Origin of the sequence: Haloarcula sp. 1CSR25-25 (assembly GCF_032027985.1) — an archaeon.
In the GTDB taxonomy this organism is placed as follows: domain Archaea; phylum Halobacteriota; class Halobacteria; order Halobacteriales; family Haloarculaceae; genus Haloarcula.
The window spans coordinates 137,267-155,149 of the sequence record NZ_JAHYBW010000007.1; the positions used below are offsets into that span (position 1 = coordinate 137,267).

20 protein-coding genes and 2 pseudogenes are annotated in these 17,883 nt (G+C 57.7%); 8 read left to right on the plus strand and 14 right to left on the minus strand.

The features are described from left to right. Positions 1 to 261 precede the first annotated feature (261 nt). Complete coding sequence (locus tag KZ498_RS18470) at positions 262 to 1,062, plus strand: ParA family protein (protein WP_049984643.1); 801 nt, start codon at positions 262 to 264, stop codon at positions 1,060 to 1,062. Beyond that, positions 1,059 to 1,640: a hypothetical protein gene (locus KZ498_RS18475; protein ID WP_049984644.1), complete on the plus strand. Its 582-nt coding sequence runs from the start codon at positions 1,059 to 1,061 to the stop codon at positions 1,638 to 1,640. The genes KZ498_RS18470 and KZ498_RS18475 overlap by 4 nt, the downstream gene beginning before the upstream one ends. 84 nt (positions 1,641 to 1,724) lie before the next feature. Here KZ498_RS18475 and KZ498_RS18480 read toward each other — a convergent pair whose 3' ends face one another. From KZ498_RS18480 to KZ498_RS18510, 7 genes and pseudogenes are all read right to left on the minus strand, one after another. Beyond that, the gene (locus KZ498_RS18480; protein ID WP_049984645.1) at positions 1,725 to 3,008 is read right to left on the minus strand and encodes a tyrosine-type recombinase/integrase; all 1,284 of its coding nucleotides are present in this window, start codon (positions 3,006 to 3,008) and stop codon (positions 1,725 to 1,727) included. A 452-nt stretch (positions 3,009 to 3,460) separates the two neighbouring features. Further along, entirely contained in the window at positions 3,461 to 4,099 is a 639-nt protein-coding gene (locus tag KZ498_RS18485) for a transposase (protein ID WP_312620714.1), read from the minus strand. 205 nt (positions 4,100 to 4,304) lie between these two features. After that, positions 4,305 to 5,312: an arsenic resistance protein gene (locus KZ498_RS18490; protein WP_049984646.1), complete on the minus strand. Its 1,008-nt coding sequence runs from the start codon at positions 5,310 to 5,312 to the stop codon at positions 4,305 to 4,307. Positions 5,313 to 5,543: 231 nt separating this feature from the next. Next, positions 5,544 to 5,918 carry a DoxX family protein gene (locus tag KZ498_RS18495; protein WP_049984647.1) on the minus strand — a complete coding sequence of 125 codons (375 nt, stop codon included), beginning with the start codon at positions 5,916 to 5,918 and terminating at the stop codon, positions 5,544 to 5,546. 3 nt (positions 5,919 to 5,921) lie between these two features. Next, positions 5,922 to 6,131: a hypothetical protein gene (locus KZ498_RS18500; protein WP_156105555.1), complete on the minus strand. Its 210-nt coding sequence runs from the start codon at positions 6,129 to 6,131 to the stop codon at positions 5,922 to 5,924. After that, a pseudogene (locus tag KZ498_RS18505) lies at positions 6,128 to 6,381 on the minus strand (glutathione S-transferase N-terminal domain-containing protein). Before KZ498_RS18505 ends, KZ498_RS18500 begins: the two are co-directional and overlap by 4 nt. A 33-nt stretch (positions 6,382 to 6,414) precedes the next feature. Further along, positions 6,415 to 6,663 (minus strand): SelT/SelW/SelH family protein, encoded by a 249-nt coding sequence (locus tag KZ498_RS18510; protein WP_049984649.1) that lies wholly within the window; start codon positions 6,661 to 6,663, stop codon positions 6,415 to 6,417. 142 nt (positions 6,664 to 6,805) lie between these two features. Between KZ498_RS18510 and KZ498_RS18515 the strand changes: the two genes are divergently transcribed. The 5 genes from KZ498_RS18515 to KZ498_RS18535 all read left to right on the plus strand — a co-directional run bounded on the left by KZ498_RS18515 (position 6,806) and on the right by KZ498_RS18535 (position 11,141). Then, positions 6,806 to 7,195, plus strand: a complete 390-nt coding sequence (locus KZ498_RS18515; protein ID WP_049984650.1) for a helix-turn-helix domain-containing protein — start codon at positions 6,806 to 6,808, stop codon at positions 7,193 to 7,195. A 181-nt stretch (positions 7,196 to 7,376) separates the two neighbouring features. Then, complete coding sequence (locus tag KZ498_RS18520) at positions 7,377 to 8,054, plus strand: metal-dependent transcriptional regulator (RefSeq protein WP_049984651.1); 678 nt, start codon at positions 7,377 to 7,379, stop codon at positions 8,052 to 8,054. A 128-nt stretch (positions 8,055 to 8,182) separates the two neighbouring features. Further along, complete coding sequence (locus tag KZ498_RS18525) at positions 8,183 to 9,442, plus strand: multicopper oxidase domain-containing protein (RefSeq protein ID WP_049984652.1); 1,260 nt, start codon at positions 8,183 to 8,185, stop codon at positions 9,440 to 9,442. Position 9,443: 1 nt separating this feature from the next. Then, positions 9,444 to 10,694, plus strand: a complete 1,251-nt coding sequence (locus KZ498_RS18530; RefSeq protein ID WP_049984653.1) for a ZIP family metal transporter — start codon at positions 9,444 to 9,446, stop codon at positions 10,692 to 10,694. 57 nt (positions 10,695 to 10,751) lie between these two features. Then, entirely contained in the window at positions 10,752 to 11,141 is a 390-nt protein-coding gene (locus KZ498_RS18535) for a plastocyanin/azurin family copper-binding protein (protein ID WP_312620724.1), read from the plus strand. A 52-nt stretch (positions 11,142 to 11,193) separates the two neighbouring features. On the opposite strand, the gene KZ498_RS18540 is transcribed toward KZ498_RS18535, so the two are convergent. The 3 genes from KZ498_RS18540 to KZ498_RS18550 form a co-directional block, all read right to left on the minus strand. After that, positions 11,194 to 11,706: a winged helix-turn-helix transcriptional regulator gene (locus KZ498_RS18540; protein ID WP_049984655.1), complete on the minus strand. Its 513-nt coding sequence runs from the start codon at positions 11,704 to 11,706 to the stop codon at positions 11,194 to 11,196. After that, positions 11,703 to 12,041, minus strand: coding sequence for a hypothetical protein (locus KZ498_RS18545; RefSeq protein ID WP_049984656.1), 339 nt, complete (start codon positions 12,039 to 12,041; stop codon positions 11,703 to 11,705). The genes KZ498_RS18540 and KZ498_RS18545 overlap by 4 nt, the downstream gene beginning before the upstream one ends. An 84-nt stretch (positions 12,042 to 12,125) precedes the next feature. Next, the gene (locus KZ498_RS18550; protein ID WP_312620782.1) at positions 12,126 to 13,298 is read right to left on the minus strand and encodes a hypothetical protein; all 1,173 of its coding nucleotides are present in this window, start codon (positions 13,296 to 13,298) and stop codon (positions 12,126 to 12,128) included. A gap of 345 nt (positions 13,299 to 13,643) precedes the next feature. On the opposite strand from KZ498_RS18550, the gene KZ498_RS18555 reads away from it, so the two are divergent. Next, complete coding sequence (locus tag KZ498_RS18555; RefSeq protein WP_049984658.1) at positions 13,644 to 14,891, plus strand: PQQ-binding-like beta-propeller repeat protein; 1,248 nt, start codon at positions 13,644 to 13,646, stop codon at positions 14,889 to 14,891. A gap of 50 nt (positions 14,892 to 14,941) precedes the next feature. On the opposite strand, the gene KZ498_RS18560 is transcribed toward KZ498_RS18555, so the two are convergent. The 4 genes and pseudogenes from KZ498_RS18560 to KZ498_RS24730 form a co-directional block, all read right to left on the minus strand. Beyond that, positions 14,942 to 15,418: a hypothetical protein gene (locus KZ498_RS18560; RefSeq protein WP_231554183.1), complete on the minus strand. Its 477-nt coding sequence runs from the start codon at positions 15,416 to 15,418 to the stop codon at positions 14,942 to 14,944. Positions 15,419 to 15,454: 36 nt separating this feature from the next. After that, positions 15,455 to 15,787, minus strand: a complete 333-nt coding sequence (locus KZ498_RS18565) for a hypothetical protein (protein WP_312620727.1) — start codon at positions 15,785 to 15,787, stop codon at positions 15,455 to 15,457. Between the two features lie 194 nt (positions 15,788 to 15,981). Further along, positions 15,982 to 16,347 (minus strand): high-potential iron-sulfur protein, encoded by a 366-nt coding sequence (locus KZ498_RS18570; protein ID WP_081926964.1) that lies wholly within the window; start codon positions 16,345 to 16,347, stop codon positions 15,982 to 15,984. A gap of 172 nt (positions 16,348 to 16,519) precedes the next feature. Then, positions 16,520 to 17,739 (minus strand): annotated as a pseudogene (locus KZ498_RS24730) (RNA-guided endonuclease InsQ/TnpB family protein). Between the last annotated feature and the right edge of the window lie 144 nt (positions 17,740 to 17,883).

Below are 17,883 nucleotides of genomic sequence, written 5' to 3' on the forward strand. Positions count from 1 at the left end.
CATTCTCAAATACCTCAGATACATCAGTCATCTCAGTTTCGCTACTTACGGACCAGCTATCAGTTATCTCAGATACCGTAGTGAGATGGCGTGTTTACGAAAATAGTGTTAGATGCGTCAGATATCTCAGATACACCAGATAGGTTCCTCCCAAGAACTTCTCAACCTGTCTCATCCCTCGATCAATCTTCTCAGATACGTCAGATACAGCAGGTACGTCTGACAAACAATTATATCAGACGCCTCAGATACATAGGTCATATGACGCAGATAATCGCCATCTCAAATCAAGCAGGTGGGGTCGGAAAGACCACTACCACCATCAACCTCGGTGGTGCGCTCGCGAACCAAGGCCACGATGTCCTCCTCATCGATGCCGACCCGCAGGGAACCCTCACCGAAGGCACGGGCTTCCGTGACCTCTACGATCAGAAGATCCCATCTCTCCACCAAGTGATGGTCGAACCAACACGCACCGAGGAGATCAATGAGATTATCGAGCATCACGACGAATTCGACGTCATTCCGTCCAATAAAGCAATGGACGGGCTCAAAGATATGCTCGTCACTCAGGTCGCAAACAGCGAAATGCGACTCAAAATTGCCGTCGACGAGCTTGACCACGACTATGACTTCATCCTCATTGACTGCCCGCCTGATCTCAGTCAAATCCTTGATAATGCCCTCCTCACTGCCGAACAAGTCCTCATCCCCGTTGAACCAACCCGACGTTCCATCCGTGCGATCGAGAAGATGAACGAAGAGATCGCCTATCTCTCAAACAGTTTCCCGGGCCAGATCGATACCATCGACATCCTTGGGATTGTCATCAACGCTGTCGAGAGCGTCCAGAACAACGATACCAAGCAGATGATCGAGTTCTTCAATGACGCTCCATACGACGTCTTCCAGGTGCCTGAGCGCGTCGCTATCCGGCGTGCTTGGAACAACGGCGTCTCTATCTTCCTTCACGAGGACGACGCGAAGACCGAGGACGCACGCGAAGCCTACAGCGAGATCGCGAAAATGCTCGAACATCACACTACGGAGGTGGAAGCATGAGCAGCAATGACGGCGACGACGAACTCGAGGAGCGGAAAAGCGACGTTTGGAGTATGGACGAAGTTCGAGGCGGCGGTACAAAGACGAAAGACACAGAAGATACCTCAGATACAGCCGACGAAGAATCGGCATCCATCACGTCCAATACTGCAGAAGACTCAGACGCCCCAGATACATCAGACGCATCAGATACCTCAGAAATGGAAGATACCTCTGATGACGAATCCTCGTCCACCACGTCCGATGTCGAAGATGCTGAAGATACGGCAGATACCTCAGATATACCAGACACGGCAGATGAGATCGACGACACCGCTATGCAAGCCGAGGGGGAGACTGTCCGGAAGATGGCCCTTGACGCAGACGCGAAGGGTCTTGTTGTTCGCGACCTTCACAACGTGAACGTCTATCTCTACGAAAGCGTCTATCAGGAGATGCGTGTGAAGTACAAGGAGCTCGATACCGAGTATTTCGCCGCACATGGCGAAGATCTCTCGAAGAACAAGGACTTCTTCAACGCCGTCTTTCGGGCCGGACTCCAGAGCCCTCAGCTGAAAGAAGAGCTTGAGATTGACTGACTGCTCCCGTCGGATCTATTCACAAAAATCGAGAGAAGGAGCTCGTATTCCTCTGTTTCAGGTCTTAGCGTATCCGAACCCTACTCACTGGACAGCGGTTTCTTTTGTGAATAAGCCCTCAAGATCCTCTCGCATCTCCTCGCGGCGATGTCGGCGCTTCTCCGCTTCTGAGAGATAGTTATCCAACACGACCTCCGCTGACTTCGACCCCTGCTCCTCAGCGACATCTGCAAACCGCTCGGCCAAACGACGTACCGCCTCTCCGTACGCCGTGTACCAATATCGTCGCCCCATCTTCGGCGTCGGGACCTCCCCATCGACAGTCACTCCAGCGCGTTCTGCGAGGTTCTTGAATCGACGTCGAACCGTCGACGTCGACAGGTGCCCGCTCTCCGCCGACGAAGACGGGAACACAGCGCCCATCCAGTCGTCGCCGGCCTCCTCAACGACGGTGTCGATCCGTGCGGTTGCATCTTCAACACCCGTGAGGAGTGCGACCGTCCCGGGTCCGTTCTTCCGCTCACTCCCGAATTCGATGTACGGTCCGGCCTCCGTGTCGTCTTCTGGTGGATCGAGAACCAGCTGGTCAACGCGTAGCGACGCAACCTCGCTCGGTCGAAGCCCCCACCCGCAGACCCCGATCACGATGAGGCAGTCGACCGGATCGGTGGCTGACTGATAGAGTGTTCGTATCTGATCAGCCTCAAGAGCTTGGTTGTCCCACTCAGGCGTCGAATCCCATCCAAAGCGACGTTCCAGCTGGTCGGTTGGGTTGTGACGTGCACCCTTGAACGTGACTTGATGGGTGTAAAACTGCCGAACTTCCTGGACGTACTTCCGTCGCGACGCGTGCGTTGTCAGCGTATCCTCGCGGCGACGCAGGACGTCGAACGTATCCGCGACGCGATCCATCTCGTCGGCCCGCGAAGCGTCGTCGTGAAGCGGTCCAAGCAGATCATCGGTGCCATTGACGTCCTTGTACGTCCGGACGTACAGACGGAGCGCAGAGCGGCGTGTGGCGACCGTCGACTCCGCCCGTCCCTGCCGATCGCGCAGCTCGACGAGATAGTCCTCGAGGGCTGCACGCGTCTCGTCGTCGTCGACGAAGTCAAACGGTCGCTCCTCCGGCTTGGACTCAACCGGAACGTCGATCTTCTCGTAGAAGTCACCCGGTGAGAGGTCGAATCGCCGCGAGAGATGTTTGATGAACCCCGGAAAGTGCGATTCGAGCCACGAATAGGTGGGGGTTTCGTGCTCAGGAGCGAGTCCCTCGGCACGCATCTGCGGCGTAATCTCGTTCTGGTAGAAGGCCTCGGCGTCCTCGAGGTCCATCGTGCTGTAGCGTGGAGTGTCGGTCGTCTTGGTCATAGTGTTCGTGTAGTCGTCGCGGTCAGTGAGAGACTCGAGTGTGAGCGCGAGTGAAATCGCCAGCAGGAGCGGACGTGCTCCGTGCAGTAGCGATTCTAAGTCTGGTGGTTTCGGTGGATAGAGCGTTTCGTTCGATTTACTTATAGGTTGTCCTCTACTGTTTTCCACGTGAGAAAACGGTAACCGGACAAAAATTTCCAAAATAATACACGGCAAGAATAAATCGTATGTCGCTATATCTAAACCTAGACTGGGAATTGCCCAGAGTTTCGGAGGATGGGTCAGTTTTGGGTCGAATCTCCGCCGGTTCGAGGTCTATCTCCCAACGAAGCGCTCGGTTCCTGTCCACTCAGGACGAGATAATCGAGCGAGCATGCGATATCCCGCGGATTTTTGCGCTCCTACAGAGCGTCGCCACTCCCAAGCGGCGAACCTAGTGGGGAATGGGTCGCTCAGTCAGGCGGTATCAATGCCGAGGCGATGATCTCGGCACATTCACCCGCGGTTAGCACGGGTGCGTAGTCCATTTCGCCATTGACACCAGCTTTCAGCAGGAAGTCGGTCAGCCGCCAGATGTTGTAGAGCAACACCGCGAACACGAAGTAGAACAAGCGAACGCAGTAGTCCTTCGAGGAGGTCTTCGCGAGGAAATCGTGCTTGATAGATTTGTACTCGTTCTCGATCTGCCACCGGCGACTGTAGCGCCGACAGAACGTCTCGGCCTCGTCTGGCCCGACTCGGAGATTCGTCGCGAAGACGGTCGTTCCCTCGCCGTTCGTCGACGGAACGTACAAAAACCGCATCGGGTGTGACCCTGCCTCCACATGGACGGACGCCGATTCAACAGCGACCTTCTGGTCGTCTTCACCCATCCGCTCAATCACCTCGCGTTCGGAACTGGTCATTCGTTTTGGGATGAGGTAGTTCATATTCAGGTTCGAGAGCGTCTGAAACCCCCGCATGGAATCGAACTCGCGGTCACAGAGCACTGTCTCGACCTTCTCCTCGGGTAGTAACTCAGCACGCATCTTGTCGACGCGCGCTGCCTCACCAACTGCTCGTTCCGTCAGTTCGTTATCCCCAGTCAACATAACGACGCGCTCAACGCCGAGCTAGTGGAACCGCTTGACTGTCTGCTTTGCCTACGCTCGACCTTCGTCTGCGACCGCGACGACGCCCAACCGATGCCGAGCAGTTCGACGTCCTCAAGTACCCCGTGACGGTTGGTTTCGCTGACGTAACACACGAACTCCGTGAACCCCACCCTGCGATCTGGATCGCGACTTCGAGCGCAGTTCAGTCACTTTGCCCCACATCGAGATCGTGTACCTGGTCGGGGGGATCGGGGACTAACCACGCTGGGACGACTCGCGTGAGGACGACCATTCCCGTCAGTTCAACGAGCGTCTGGGTGACGACGACCGCCGGTGCAAGCGCGTAACCCGACGGGAGCGCTAGCGCTAGCGGGAGGATAACCAGCGAGTTCCGCGTGACGGAGGTGAACACGAGCGCCCGACTCTCACCGGGGTCCATTCTCAGGAGTCCAGCCACCACCCGTCCGAGGAGTGGCATGATGGCGAGGAACGCGACGTACACGGGAACAACCGACGCTATCTGTCCGGTCGAATCCTGTACCCGCGGCAGTTGGGAGGCGATGACGACGAACAGCGTCGCCCCCATCATCGGCACCGGCAACCAGCCCATCGTGTCCTGCCACTGTGCGCCACGCTCGGAGCGCTCCGCCCAGTATTCAGTCGCCCACGCGAGCGTCAGCGGCAGCGCGATGATGACGACGAACGCTTCGATAAACGGTCCGGCCTCGATGAACTCGGCCATCTGCTGGCCCATAAACAGCCAGAGGTACAGCGGGAGCAACAGCAGCTGGATGAGCATCAGCGCCGGCGTGGCGGCCGTGATCTGCTCGGCGTTACCGCCCGAGAGTTCGGTGAACGTGATGACGTAGTCGATACACGGCGTCAACAACACCATAAACGCTCCCACGAGAATCACCGGCTGCTGCGGAAGGAATCGCATGAGCCCGAACACGACGACCGGCACGACCACGAAATTCATCCCGAGCGCAGCCGCCATGAACCGGCCATTCCGGAACGCCCGTCGAATCCGGACGAACGGGATCTCGAGGAACGTGACGTACAACAGCACCGCGAGCACGGGGTTGATGAGCGGCTCCAGCACCGAGCTCGTGCTTGGAAGTCCGAGGCCGACACCAATTGCGAGGATGACTCCAACCGCGTAGATACCGACTTGATTGTGCTGTACCCACTGTTTCGAGAGTCGTGTCATGAATTGAATCGAATCGTTAGCGAATCGTGATTCCCAGAGCGATCACTACCCCGAGGACAACCAAGGTCGGTGCGGCGACGGATGGATCGCTCGCCGCTGGCCGACCAGTCGGGATATCGAGCAGCGGCGCTCGGCTGAAGGGCAAAGAGGAGGCCAGCACCGATAAAGACGTACCCGAGCCCACTCATTCACGGATATATCAGGATGACAGGCGTAAGTCCTCATCGATACCTACCCCACAACCGCCAGCATACGAGCGTTGGTTCCGATAACAAGGGTGCTCGCAAGCAGGACGCCGATGTTCTGCCAGGAGGGGCCTGCGGTGGCTATCGCGACACTCATAATCGGGATAGCGAGGACGGCGCCAAGCCACGGGACTCGATCGAAGAACAGCGACAGCGCAGCCCCAATTTCGAAACCCCCGATTACGAGCACCAATAATTCAGGAGCCGGAAGCCCGAGCCTCGTAAAGAAGGCGACCGACTGGCCATAGGTGATGAACTTGCTGACACCAGGTCCGAACAGAAGCGCAGCGGCACCGATTCGAAGCGCCGGCCGGCCATATGTGCGGAGCCACGTTGCCGGAGGTTCTCTCGCCGTCGCCATTCGTTAGTGCCGTGGCCGATTATGCTCGTCGAGTGCGCTGCGGATCTCCGCAAGCGTCCGGTTCGAGGTATGCTCGTCGATCCACGCCCGATGGGCCTCATCTCGGCGGGCTTTCTCTTTGAGATGCTCTGCGACCTTGGCTCTCGCGAACTGTGCGTTTGCGCCCTCCGAGGAGTTACAGACCGGACAGTCTTCTTCGACGGCGTCAGTCAAACGTAGTGCTCCTCTAGGTAGGCGACGATGTCATCGGATTCGTACATCGTCACTCCGCGCTGGTGGTCGACGAGGAACGGGATCTGGTCTTCCCCACTAAGCGTACGCAGCTGATCATAGGTCTGTTCGTTGAGCGTCTCGCCGGCGGCAGAGCGGGGTTGTGGACGACACACGAGACACCCACGTCGGTCAGTGTCTCGCGGACTTTGGCCGAGTACTGACATCCCTCTGCCTGGTAGAGTTCTAACATGGATAGTGTGAGGTTGCGGCTTCGCAGGGACGCTCAGGCGTGGGCGTGAGCGCGATCGTGAACCGCCTCAGTGATTGCTTCGAGGTCGATCCCGCCGTCGTGCTCGTTTTTGTCCCAGATGAGGTCGTCGTCCGCGTATACTTTGAATACGCCGCCGTGGGCGGGCTGGAGCCGGACGCCGTCGAGATCCTGCCCGAACTCTTCGAGCAACGTTTCCTGCGTCTCAACGGCGTATTCGAGCAGACCACACGGCACACAGTATTCGATATTGACTTCCGTCATTGCAGATCACCCGAGGAGTGCCGGGAGTATAATTATCATGTACCTGTTAGGATATGAGGTTTCGTCGGCGAAACCGTAGTTTCGTTTTTATACGACGTATCGTTGAGGAACTACTATCCGTGTGGCTGTCTAACAGAGCAGTATGAGCGATTCGGCCGAAGTTCCGGAAGACGACTGTCTGGCGGTTTGGTGTGCGGGCGACGACTGGTGTGCGGTTACATGCGCGATTGACGTGATCGGAAATAAGTGGCACACGGTCATCATCCACCGCCTGCTGCAACACGACGCACTCCGGTTCAACGAACTCAGTGACGAAGTTGGTGCGATCACGAACAAGATGCTCTCGGAAAGTCTTGACGACCTCGAAGAGAAGGAGTTGGTCGACCGCGAGATCGTGAGTGAGAAGCCCGTCGCTGTCGAATACTCGCTGACCGATCGGGGAGAGTCGCTGCAACCAGTGATTGACTCACTCGAAAAGTGGGGGAAAACGTATCTCCGTCCTGCCGAGAGCGAAGCGGACGCTGCCTGCTAGACCGGGCGTTAGTGGGTGGTAATACACCCAGAAGGTCCGGGAGAAAATCGCCCCTGCAGCAGTGTGCGTTGATCACTACGATAACTGCATTCTAAGAAATTAGGAGCGCACCACAGCTGGCGATATCGAGAATATATCACACGGGAAATTATATATTTAGCCTCGTCTAATTCTCTCCACGATGCTGAGCGCCATCATGGAGGACTATCTCAAAGCGATCTATTACCTCCAGGACGAAACGGATGAACGGGTGCGGACCTCGACGCTCGCTGAGCATATGGACGTAGAACAACCGTCAGTCACCAGTATGGTGAAAAAATTGGCCGAGCGCGATTTTATCCATTACAAACCTTACAAGGGCGTTGTACTCACAGACACTGGAATTCCTGTCGTGCTCGAAATTATCCGCCATCATCGGCTCTTAGAACGATACCTGACGGAGCGCCTCGAGTACGATTGGGCCGAGGTACACGACGAAGCAGATCGCCTCGAACACCATATTAGCAATCAATTCGCCGACAGAATTGCAGCGCAGTTAGGGAATCCCGCAGTTGACCCACATGGCGACCCGATTCCCACAGCGGATCTGGACGTTTCACCGCCACAATCCGGTGAAACTCTCGCTGATCAGCAGGTCGGCGACAAGGTTCGAATCGAACGGGTGCCAGACAATGACCCAGATCTACTCCGGTACCTGTCTGAACACGGGATTACCCCAAAAACTGTAGTCGAGATTGTTGAGACCACCTCATTTGGGATGGTGACGCTTGATCCCGATGGCACCGACGAACGAGTTGCACTCCCAGAGGAAGTGGCCCGATCCATAATCGCTCAAACGCTCACTGGAGCTTCAAACTAAACTGATGAGTCTCCAGTAGCGAGATCATTAGTTTAGACACAATCTAAGTTTAGATGCGTCTAATTTATGTATTGGGTGGTACAATGGGCGTGTATGGGTAAACGAAGGCTTGACCAGCGGAGGAGATCATGCCATCAATAGATTACGACAGTGCAGCAGACGTCACGAAACGGCTCGAGGAGCGACTGGTCGAATCACTCACTGGTGAAACGAGTGTCAGTCGCCGCACGGTCCTCGGCGGGCTCGGTGTTGCCGGGAGTGCAGCCGTCGGACTCGGGAGTTCTCGGGCAAGTGCCTCGTCCGACCACGACGATGAGGATGAACACGGTAACTTCGGTGCGGTGGGCGAATACCGGGATTTGGATTTCGATCCCCACGAGTTCCTCACCGCATTCAATACTGGAGACAGCGGGCAGGATAACGTTCCCCAACAGGTCTACGAAGAGAATGGCCGGACCGTGCGGGAGTTCGAGTTCACCGCCGTCGACACGACGATAGCAATCGCGCCGGGCGTCGAGTTCCAGGCGTGGGCGTACAACGGCCAGGTACCGGGGCCGACGATCCGCGCCGTCGAAGGCGATCTGATCCGCGTGAAGTTCACGAATCTGGGACGACACGCACACACGATCCATCCACACCTGAAGAATCTCAACCCGCGAATGGATGGGATTCCTCAGAACGGGCCTGGCGTCCTCGATACGGGCGAGTCATTCACCTACGAGTGGATCGCCCAACCCGCTGGCACGCACTTCTATCACTGCCACTCACTCCCGTTGAAAGAGCACATCCACCGCGGACTCTACGGCACAATCATCGTCGATCCGGATCCCGAGCGCGTCAGGGAGAATCCACGCGAGTACGTCAACTACCCGGGCCCGATTACCGACGACTTCCGAGAGCAGCTCGTCGAAGAGGCGAAGAGCCGGAATCACGAGTACGCCGAAAACGACGCCGTCAACGAGATGGTGATGGTGATGAACTCATTCGATACCAACTTCGACGGCGGTAACGAGGTCTACGCGGCAAACACACGAGCGTTCGGATATGGAGTCGGTGACACCGACGGCAACGGCAACTGGACGGCGGGCGAGACGAAACGCCCCATCCAGATCAACAAGAACCAACGCCAGCGCGTGTACCTCTCCAATGCAACGGAATTCGACCTCATCAACTCGTTCCACACGCATTCGCAGTTCTTCGACTACTACGACCACGGGACAACGCTGACGCCGACGAATAAGACCGTGGACACGATCATGCAATGCCAGGCGCAGCGCGGCATCATCGAGATCGACTACTCCGATCATGAGCCGGGCCTGTACATGTTCCACGCCCACCAGTCCGAGTTCGCCGAACTCGGCTGGATGAGCTTCTTCGAGGTGGTCTAACATGGCGGATAAGACACGAGACACGACGACGGACGGTGGTGTAACGGCTGACGAAGAGATCACACAACCGCTCGGACTTCCGAAATGGGTCAGTGCGTTACTCCCAATCGTGTTGCTCGTACTCGTCTTGGGCGTGTTTGCGTTCACGTCACCGCTCGCCGGTGTTCAGAGCGGCGAACCACTTCCCGACGTCACGGTCACACACACGACGCTTCCGAGCGACGAAACGGTCGTTCTGCACGTCACGAACAACGGGCCCGAATCCGTGACGATATCACAGGTCCTCGTCGACGAAGCCTACTGGAATTTCCGGGTCGAAGGAGCCGGTGGCGACCAAACGCTCGCGCCAATGGAAAGCGCACAGATTGTGATCCCGTATCACTGGAATCCGGGATGGGATCTCGAAGTCGCGCTCGTGCTCTCGGATGGAGCGACATTCCATAATACGATCGTCGCTCCGAGTCAGTCACCCGGGTTTAGCCTCAGTCTGCTCGGGACGCTTGCAGTAATCGGGCTGTTCGTCGGCGTGATCCCGGTCGCACTAGGGATGCTCTGGTTCCCCTACATCAAGACGATGAGCGATCGCTGGCTGCACGCCGTGCTCTTGTTTGCGGCCGGCGTACTGGGCTTCTTGGCGTTCGACGCCGGGTTCGAAGCGTTCGAACTCGCCGAACGAGTTCCGGGCGCCTACGAGGGCAATCTCCTGGTCGTCTTTGGGATCTTCGGTGCACTCCTGCTCGTCCAGGCGATCAGTGCGTGGCGTGAGGGCCGTGTCGCCGCTGGCGATAGTCGGGCGAGTAGCGGTCTCTGGATCGCGTATCTGGTCGCGGTCGGGATCGGCCTGCACAACCTCGCGGAGGGACTTGCTATCGGGAGTTCGTTCGCACTCGGGCGTGTGTCGCTCGGCGCATTCCTCGTGATCGGGTTCATGCTCCACAACGTGACGGAAGGCCCGGCTGTCGTCGCGCCGGTGGCCCGCGGAGAGCGGCCGTCGCTCGGACACTTCGCCGCACTCGGCGTCATCGCCGGCGCACCGGTCATCCTCGGTGGCTGGATCGGTAGTCTTGCCTACTCGCCGACGATCGGTGCCTTCTTCCTCGCGATCGGGGTCGGCGCAATCCTGCAGGTCGATTGGGAGATCGCCCGAATGGTTCGTGATGCCGGAGGTCGCGTGGCTAGCGCCACGAACCTACTCGCATTCCTGCTCGGCCTCGCCATCATGTACGTGACTGACCTCTTCGTGGCTCTCTAATAGGTAACATCCATTTCTGTAATAATGTCACCCAGGTTCTGCAATCGACGAACAGTATTGCGGCTCACCACTGCGACCTTCGCGACTCTCAGCACTTCCGGGTGTCTAAACGGGCAGTCATCGTCGATCCAGACAGTCACGATGCCCGGCGACCTCACGTTCGAACCGAAGACTGCGACGATCGAAACGGGGGAGACGGTAAAGTGGACGAACGAGAGCGACATCGAGCACACGGTCACAGCGTATGAAGACGAGATTCCAGACGAGGCCACGTACTTCGCAAGCGGTGGGTTCGAGTCAGAACGCGCAGCGAGGAACCGTGTCACCGAGGGGCTCATCGCCCCGGGCGAGGACTACGAGCACACGTTCGATCAACCCGGAACGTACGGTTACTTTTGTATCCCACATGAGAGTTCGGGGATGGTCGGGACAGTTCGTGTGAAATAATCGAACAACCGATTTCTTTTTTCTACGGGAGACAGACGAGACCTCTTTACAGTCACTCTGGGAGTAGGTTATCAACGAGACGGGTGAATCGGTCGAGCATCCGACCAGACAGCGACGGGGTGACTTCCTCAAGCAGACGAATGGTTTCCGTCGGCGTGGTCACGACCAACGTCACGTGATTGTGTTTATCCCGTTGTTTCTTGACGAGGTTCTGCTCTACTAGATGATTGAGATGCCATTCGAGGGTGCTCCGAGCGATCTCAAGTTCGTCTGCGACGGGATCTGGTTTGGAAGGTCCGTGCTCAAGCAGGTAGAACAGAATGTCTCGGGCCGTTTCTCGACGAAGGACGGCGATTGCCCTCCGTTCACACGGATCGTATTCTTGTGTATAATAATGCGTCCGTCCGTAGAGGTTTTCTTCGACGATCTGCCCTTGGTTCCGGAGTTTCTTGAGGTGGTACTGGACTTGTCCTGGTGCGAGATCAAGCGCCCGGGTGACCGCGTTGAAGTGCTCTCCTGGGTGCGTAGCAATATACTCGTGAATCCGGTCGCGCTGGTGCGTCATGGGTTGAAATCGGTCTCCTGGGAGGCGGTTCGGGAGTGATGAACTGCAGCAATAACGAGTGCGACGAGGACGACATCGAGGCCGTGTTCAAGGAAGTGATGCTCTGCTGGCGAGAACAGGCCTGTGATGGTGAGTCCTGCAACCGTAGATCGTCCGAGGAGTGCAGCCAAAGCAGCAACGATCAATAGATACGGCCGGGATTGACGCTGGACGAACGCGCCGATCGCAAGTCCCAGAAGCACCGCTGTGCCCGCAGCCGCGACGGTGATCACCGCGAGCAACGGAAGGGACTGCGAACCGGTGAACTCGCTATGGAGCAGTACGGATCCCGCCATTGCGTCCAGATCGGACCTACAGTCACCTGAGTACGTCGGTTCGAAGAGACGACTGCTGTGGGAGAGTCCTCGTCATAAGAGACCTCATCCTGAGACCACTGGTTGGGAGATGATCCAGAGCGAGAGGACTGTGTACCCGACCATCAGTACCACCAGCGGCAGGTGTCCACGCCGGGCAGCAGCAGGGGAGTCGTACCGCCGGACTGCGACGTAGTGAGCAGCGACGACTGCGATGACGTGGCCGACGACGATGAGGACGACTTGCGAGCCCCAGAAGAGGGGGAGAGACAGCCATCCAAGCGGGCTAACTGATTCGACGCCGGGACTAACCCACCGGACCGAGATGATGATGAGCTGGCCGAGATTCCGGATCACGTAGGGGTAGTTGTGCGCCACTTCGTACGCGGCGGCGATCGGGAGGACGGTCGGGGCGAACCAACGTGCCGCTGCAATCCAGTCACGCCCCGTCTTCGCCCCAAGTCGTTCGACGACCCAACTTCCGATCCCGAAGGTGACGACGAAGCCAGCGAGTCCGACCGCATACAGGAGCACGCTCGATCCGGAACCGGTTCCGAGCGCATCGCGCACGCCGAAGAGCACGGTCTGAAAGAGGCGCGTGTTGGTGAACCCGTCAAAACTCACCGTATAGACCGTCGCGATGGCGAAGACGATAAGCGGAAAGCTGCCGACGGGATCGAGACAGCCACGCCACGGCGGACGGAGCGCGACCGTGTACCCGCCATCGTCGGTGCTAGACACATCGATCGGTGCGACACGACCAAAGAGCCGGTAGAACACCTCCAGTGGATCAGCATGCCGGAACCACGCCGTCCCGTAGAGGGTGGCGCCACCGACCATCACCAGTGCGTACACGGCGAGTATCACGGTTGTCAGACGTGGTGACCGGGGGATGACGGTCAGGTTCTCGATGATTCCGATCAGAACGAGGAAGCCGACGATAGCAGGCCATCCTCCGAGAACAGACGGGTAAGTCCCGAGCACGGCGATAGTACGGCCTTCCAGCCAGACGAGACCACGATAGATAGTCCGCCATGGAGAGAGCGTCCGCCAGGGGTTTCCGAGGAGGATTGCGAGAAGGGCGACGCCCCGGAACCAAACGGGCCAGGTAAAGACCGTCGCGAAGTTCTCCGCAGCGACCTGACGGCCGACGAATCCGAGCACGAGCGCCATGGCGACGCCGACAAGGAAAAGTCCCTGAATCCCGTACCGGAGCGGTTGAGCAATCGGGGATGGCACTGCCAAGACCTGCCGTCGACGCTCCGTTGGCGTTGTGGATCGTTCTGTGACGGCCAACCAGAGAGCGGTCAGCGCGACAGTCGCACCGGCACCAGCAAACAGCAATGACAGTGGGAGCGGCGAGTCAAAACGAGACCCAGCGACTTCGTGGGCACCGGCAACCCCGGAACCAAGAACGAGGACGAAGAGCATGAGAGCGGTCTGTGAAACCCACGAAATATAGCGACGGACTCCCATCACGTAGAAATAAACAATTGCTGCTGAAAAGCCACTGTGGTTCACGTCTCGAATCCCCGTGAGACCTGCTATGGCTTTTTGCGCCCGCAGTCGAACATCTCCACAGATATGCGCCCTCGGACGCTGGCAGTGTTGGGTCTCATTGTCCTCGTTGCCGGGGGACTCGCAATCGCTGCATTCACTGGGAGCCAACAGTTCGACGTGGAGATGACGACCATGTGGGTGAGTGATACGGGTCGTGATACGGGCGGCAATCACCATGCACCGGCAGCGGGTCGAATCCAGGGGACTGGGATGGTCTATGCCCCTATCAGTGGTCGTGCGAATACGCGGAACTGCGCGCTCGTCGCGCTCAACGGAACGACGGGGAACAAACGCTGGTCGTACCCGATTCCGGCGGCCAACTGCACGATCCACTCGGTAGCCAGTCCGACGCTCGCCGATTTCGACAGCGACGGCACGAAAGAAGTGATCGCGGCGACGACCGAACAGACCGTCACGGCGTATCATCCACGTACCGGCGACATCGAGTTCCGACACAACCTGACGTCGTACGGCTATACGAAGCCGATCGTCGCCGATTTCGTCGGCGACAGGACACCCGAGATCATCGTTGTCGACGTCAAGGGGACGGTATTTGTCCTTGAGCCGAACGGGACAGCCGTCTGGTCGAAGCAGCTCTCTTCGTACACATGGGGGCAACCAGCCGTCGCTGATTTCGACGGAGACGGGGAGTCTGAATTGACAGTCGCCACTGGGGGGACTGGTAAGCTCTACGTCTTTGAACAGAACGGCTCATTGGCGTGGGAACAGCCCCAGTCGTACGAGGGGTCGATCACCTGGATGACGACAGGGAATGCAGACGCTGACGATGCTGTGGAAATCGTGGTCGCAACTGCATCTACTGGCCGTGTTTCGATGGTCGACGGCGCCTCGGGGGAGCGAGAATGGAGCCGTGACTTCGGGAGCTATGCCGCCGTCCACGCATTCGGTGACGGCGATGGTGATGGTGAGCCAGAGATCTATGCGGTCGCAAAGGACGGCAAACTCAGAAGTCTCGATGCTGCGACCGGTGAGACGGAGTGGACGACGACACTTACCACGAGCGATGTTCAGATGACGCCGCCTCCGTCGCTGGGAGATGTCAACGGCGATGGTGATCCGGAACTGGTGGCCGTCACGAACGACGGCATCGTTTCGGTCGTCGACCCCGAATCGGGGGCCATATTGGACACGTACAAGCGCGAGACAGCGATCTACACCCATCCACGCCTGGCAGATATCGATGGAGATGGTGACCTCGAAGCGTTCGTCATGTATGCCGACGGGCGAGTTGTTGCACTCACGTTCAGCTGATGCTGTCGTGTCGACGGAGGGTGGGATAGTTCTAGGTGTCCGGTGCGTGATTACGGGTAATTCGATGGAGGCTCGTGAGAGAGGTTACTCCTGGGTGCTGCTCCGCCTGCAATATACCCCTCCACGGCGAAGAGAGCCATCGACAGGAGAATAAGCGGCACCATCAGAATGTTTCCAGTGTATAGCCACGAAAGCTGACGTATCCCAATGGGATAGGTAGCGAGGAGGTAGTTGATTCCCCACAGTGCACTGTAATCGGCACGCGGAATGACGTAACTCATACCGAGCCAGAGGGTGACCCCGAACAGCAACCCGCCGATGAGTCCGGTCAGGAGTCCATGCACGGCACGCGTTTGCCATCCTCCGCTCGTGAACCGGCCAGCAACGAGCCCGCCGACTAGTCCAGTAGTGAGGGTGAAGACGACCCCAACCCACATGATCGCCCCCGGGAGCGAGACGAAATTAGCCACCAGTATCGCCAGAACCTCGACCAGAACTCCCAGAGCGATCGCATCTCGACGTATCATTGTCAGTCAGGTCTTCGTGCAAGGTGGGTGAGGATGTTATATCTCATCACCCATAACCGTCCAGAGTCGTGCCAATCGAGCATCTGGGGACTGTGCGGACTGATCTGAGTTGTAACCCGTTTCGCGATGGTCACGAGTATTCATGTGGCGTGTCGGTGGTGTTCGAGCGTTGTAGACAGCAGCCAACAGAAACACAGCCATGAGTCCATCAAGCGCGTGTTCGACGAGGTGGTGCTGGCTGATCGGGATTACTTTCCCGAGAGCGAGGCTTCCAAGCACGGCCTTTGCGACGAGCGTTCCGAGGGCCAGCACGACGAGGAGGTAGGAATGGGATTGCCGTCGAACGAAGGCGAAGAGTCCGAGACTCACCAGGACGGCTGAGGCAACCCCGCTCAAAACGAGTACCGGGAACAACGCAGTATCGATGGGCTGGAGGTTGGCTCCGACGTGGAGAGGGGTGGTGCTACAACTCGCGACACACGAATGGGAGAGCGGGGTGGATATAGGCAACTCCATGCCAGCACGCGTCTCAGGCCCAGCCAAGTCGACGCCACTTCCATCGATCATGCGGATGTCTCCTTATAGGGCGCGTAGATCGCACACCACGCATCCGGTTCGATATATCCCTCGACGACACTGCAGGCACCAAGCCCGTCACCGTTCCGATCCGGAATATAGTATCGACAGGTCGCACACGTTTGCTTGCGCTCGCCGACTGCAGAGGAGTAGTTCGCACCGCCCTTCGAAGTGAGCGTCCCAGGATCACGTTTCGTTCCGCCTTGACTGGTCGCTGTTCGATACGCGGCTGGAACGGACCCCTGGAGTTCCTTCGGGCCAGCTGCGCCGATACACCCAGCAACACCGACGAGTGACAAACTCCCGACCTGACGGAGTATCGACCGACGTGACGTCCGCCGAGTCTCACCCATTATGATAGTAATATGCGTGCCGTCCAAAACGAATTCTGGTCCGATTCTCGAACCAGGGCTACGTACTCGCTACGGGTATTGCTCCTCTTGGAATGATCCGAGACGAAGCTTGCGTTACAACGAGTCAACTGCCTCGGGGTCAAGCCCCGAGGCTTGTCAGAGGACTCCCGCTCTAACTGCGTAGTGCAGTAGGTCGGAATCGACCGTTCGCGTTCAACGTCCCTGACTTCAGAGCCAGTTGACTTGTGGCTCGTCCAGCACCAGACTTGAGCCAGTGCTGGACAAGACGCCACCCGATATTCCGGGCGGCATTATAATCACTGTGCAACCGCTTTCCCCACTTCAGACACTCAAACTCATCACCGTCACGGTTGTCTTCGTGCGTGAATCCACACTCACCGTGACTACACCGTTGACTCGTGTATGCCGGATTCACGTCATTTACGTCGATGCCGTATTCTTCGGCTTTGTATTCGACGTGACGTTGCAGTTCCTTGAACGCCCACTGCTGGAACTTCGAGGCGTTCGAGATGCGTTTGCGGATGTGTTTCAGGTTCTCGAACGCAATCGCGGTGCAGTCGTTCTCCACGGCTTCCCGAACGATTGCTTTGGAGATGCGGTGAAGATAGTCGGCGCTCCACCGAGCGAACCGTGACCCGATGCTGTTGATGGTGAGGTGTGCCGAGCGAGTGCCTGTCTGTTGTAGGTTGCCGCGCCGACGTTCGTATTCGTCGCGGCGGTGGTTGAGGTAATCTGCATTGCCGATGAACGCTCCCGTACTGGTGACGGCCACGTATCCGCCCACGTTCAAGTCCACACCGAGAACCACTCCGTTCTCGGTTTCTTCGTCGCAAGAAGGTTCAACGTCTTTCTTCACGGCGACGTGAAGGTAGTACGTGCCATCGCGTTTGTGAAGCGTTGCTTCGGCTTTCTCCAACTCGTCCGTCCAGTAGTCCTCGAACGATGTGCCGTCTTCGTTGACTGGCGTGACGTATTCGGCGGTCACGCGCTTGTCTGTGGTAGCAAGGGATACGTGGTCGTCGTTGTATGTGATGGTGCGACCGTTGTACACGACGACCGAGCCTTTGAACTCGGGTTGCTGGCACGTTCACCATCGAACTTACGGTCTTTGCAATTCGAGAGTGCGGTAGCCGCGAGGTTCCTCGCGCTTTGAACGAGGCTAGATTGCAGGGAGAGTTCGTCACGAACGTCGGAATACGTCTCGTTGTGGAGCGTGTTCTTCGTGTCCGTGATGTTGTAGGGGTTGTCATCCCATCCGTGGTCTGCGACGTGTTGCGCCGCTTGTCGGAACTGCTCAAACGTCTCGTCAAGGACTTCATCGCCCTCGTCGGAAACATCGAGTTTGACTTGAATGTTCCGAACAACCTCCATACTTCATTAGCATAGTCAAATATACTTAAAACTACATATTAGATTCGGGAGTCGGCCTTGCTATCGAACGTGGTTTGTGTATTGGGTTGTCGGCTTCCTCCCCGAGGTCAAGCCTCGGGGTATCCGCCTTGAATTTTCGATGAA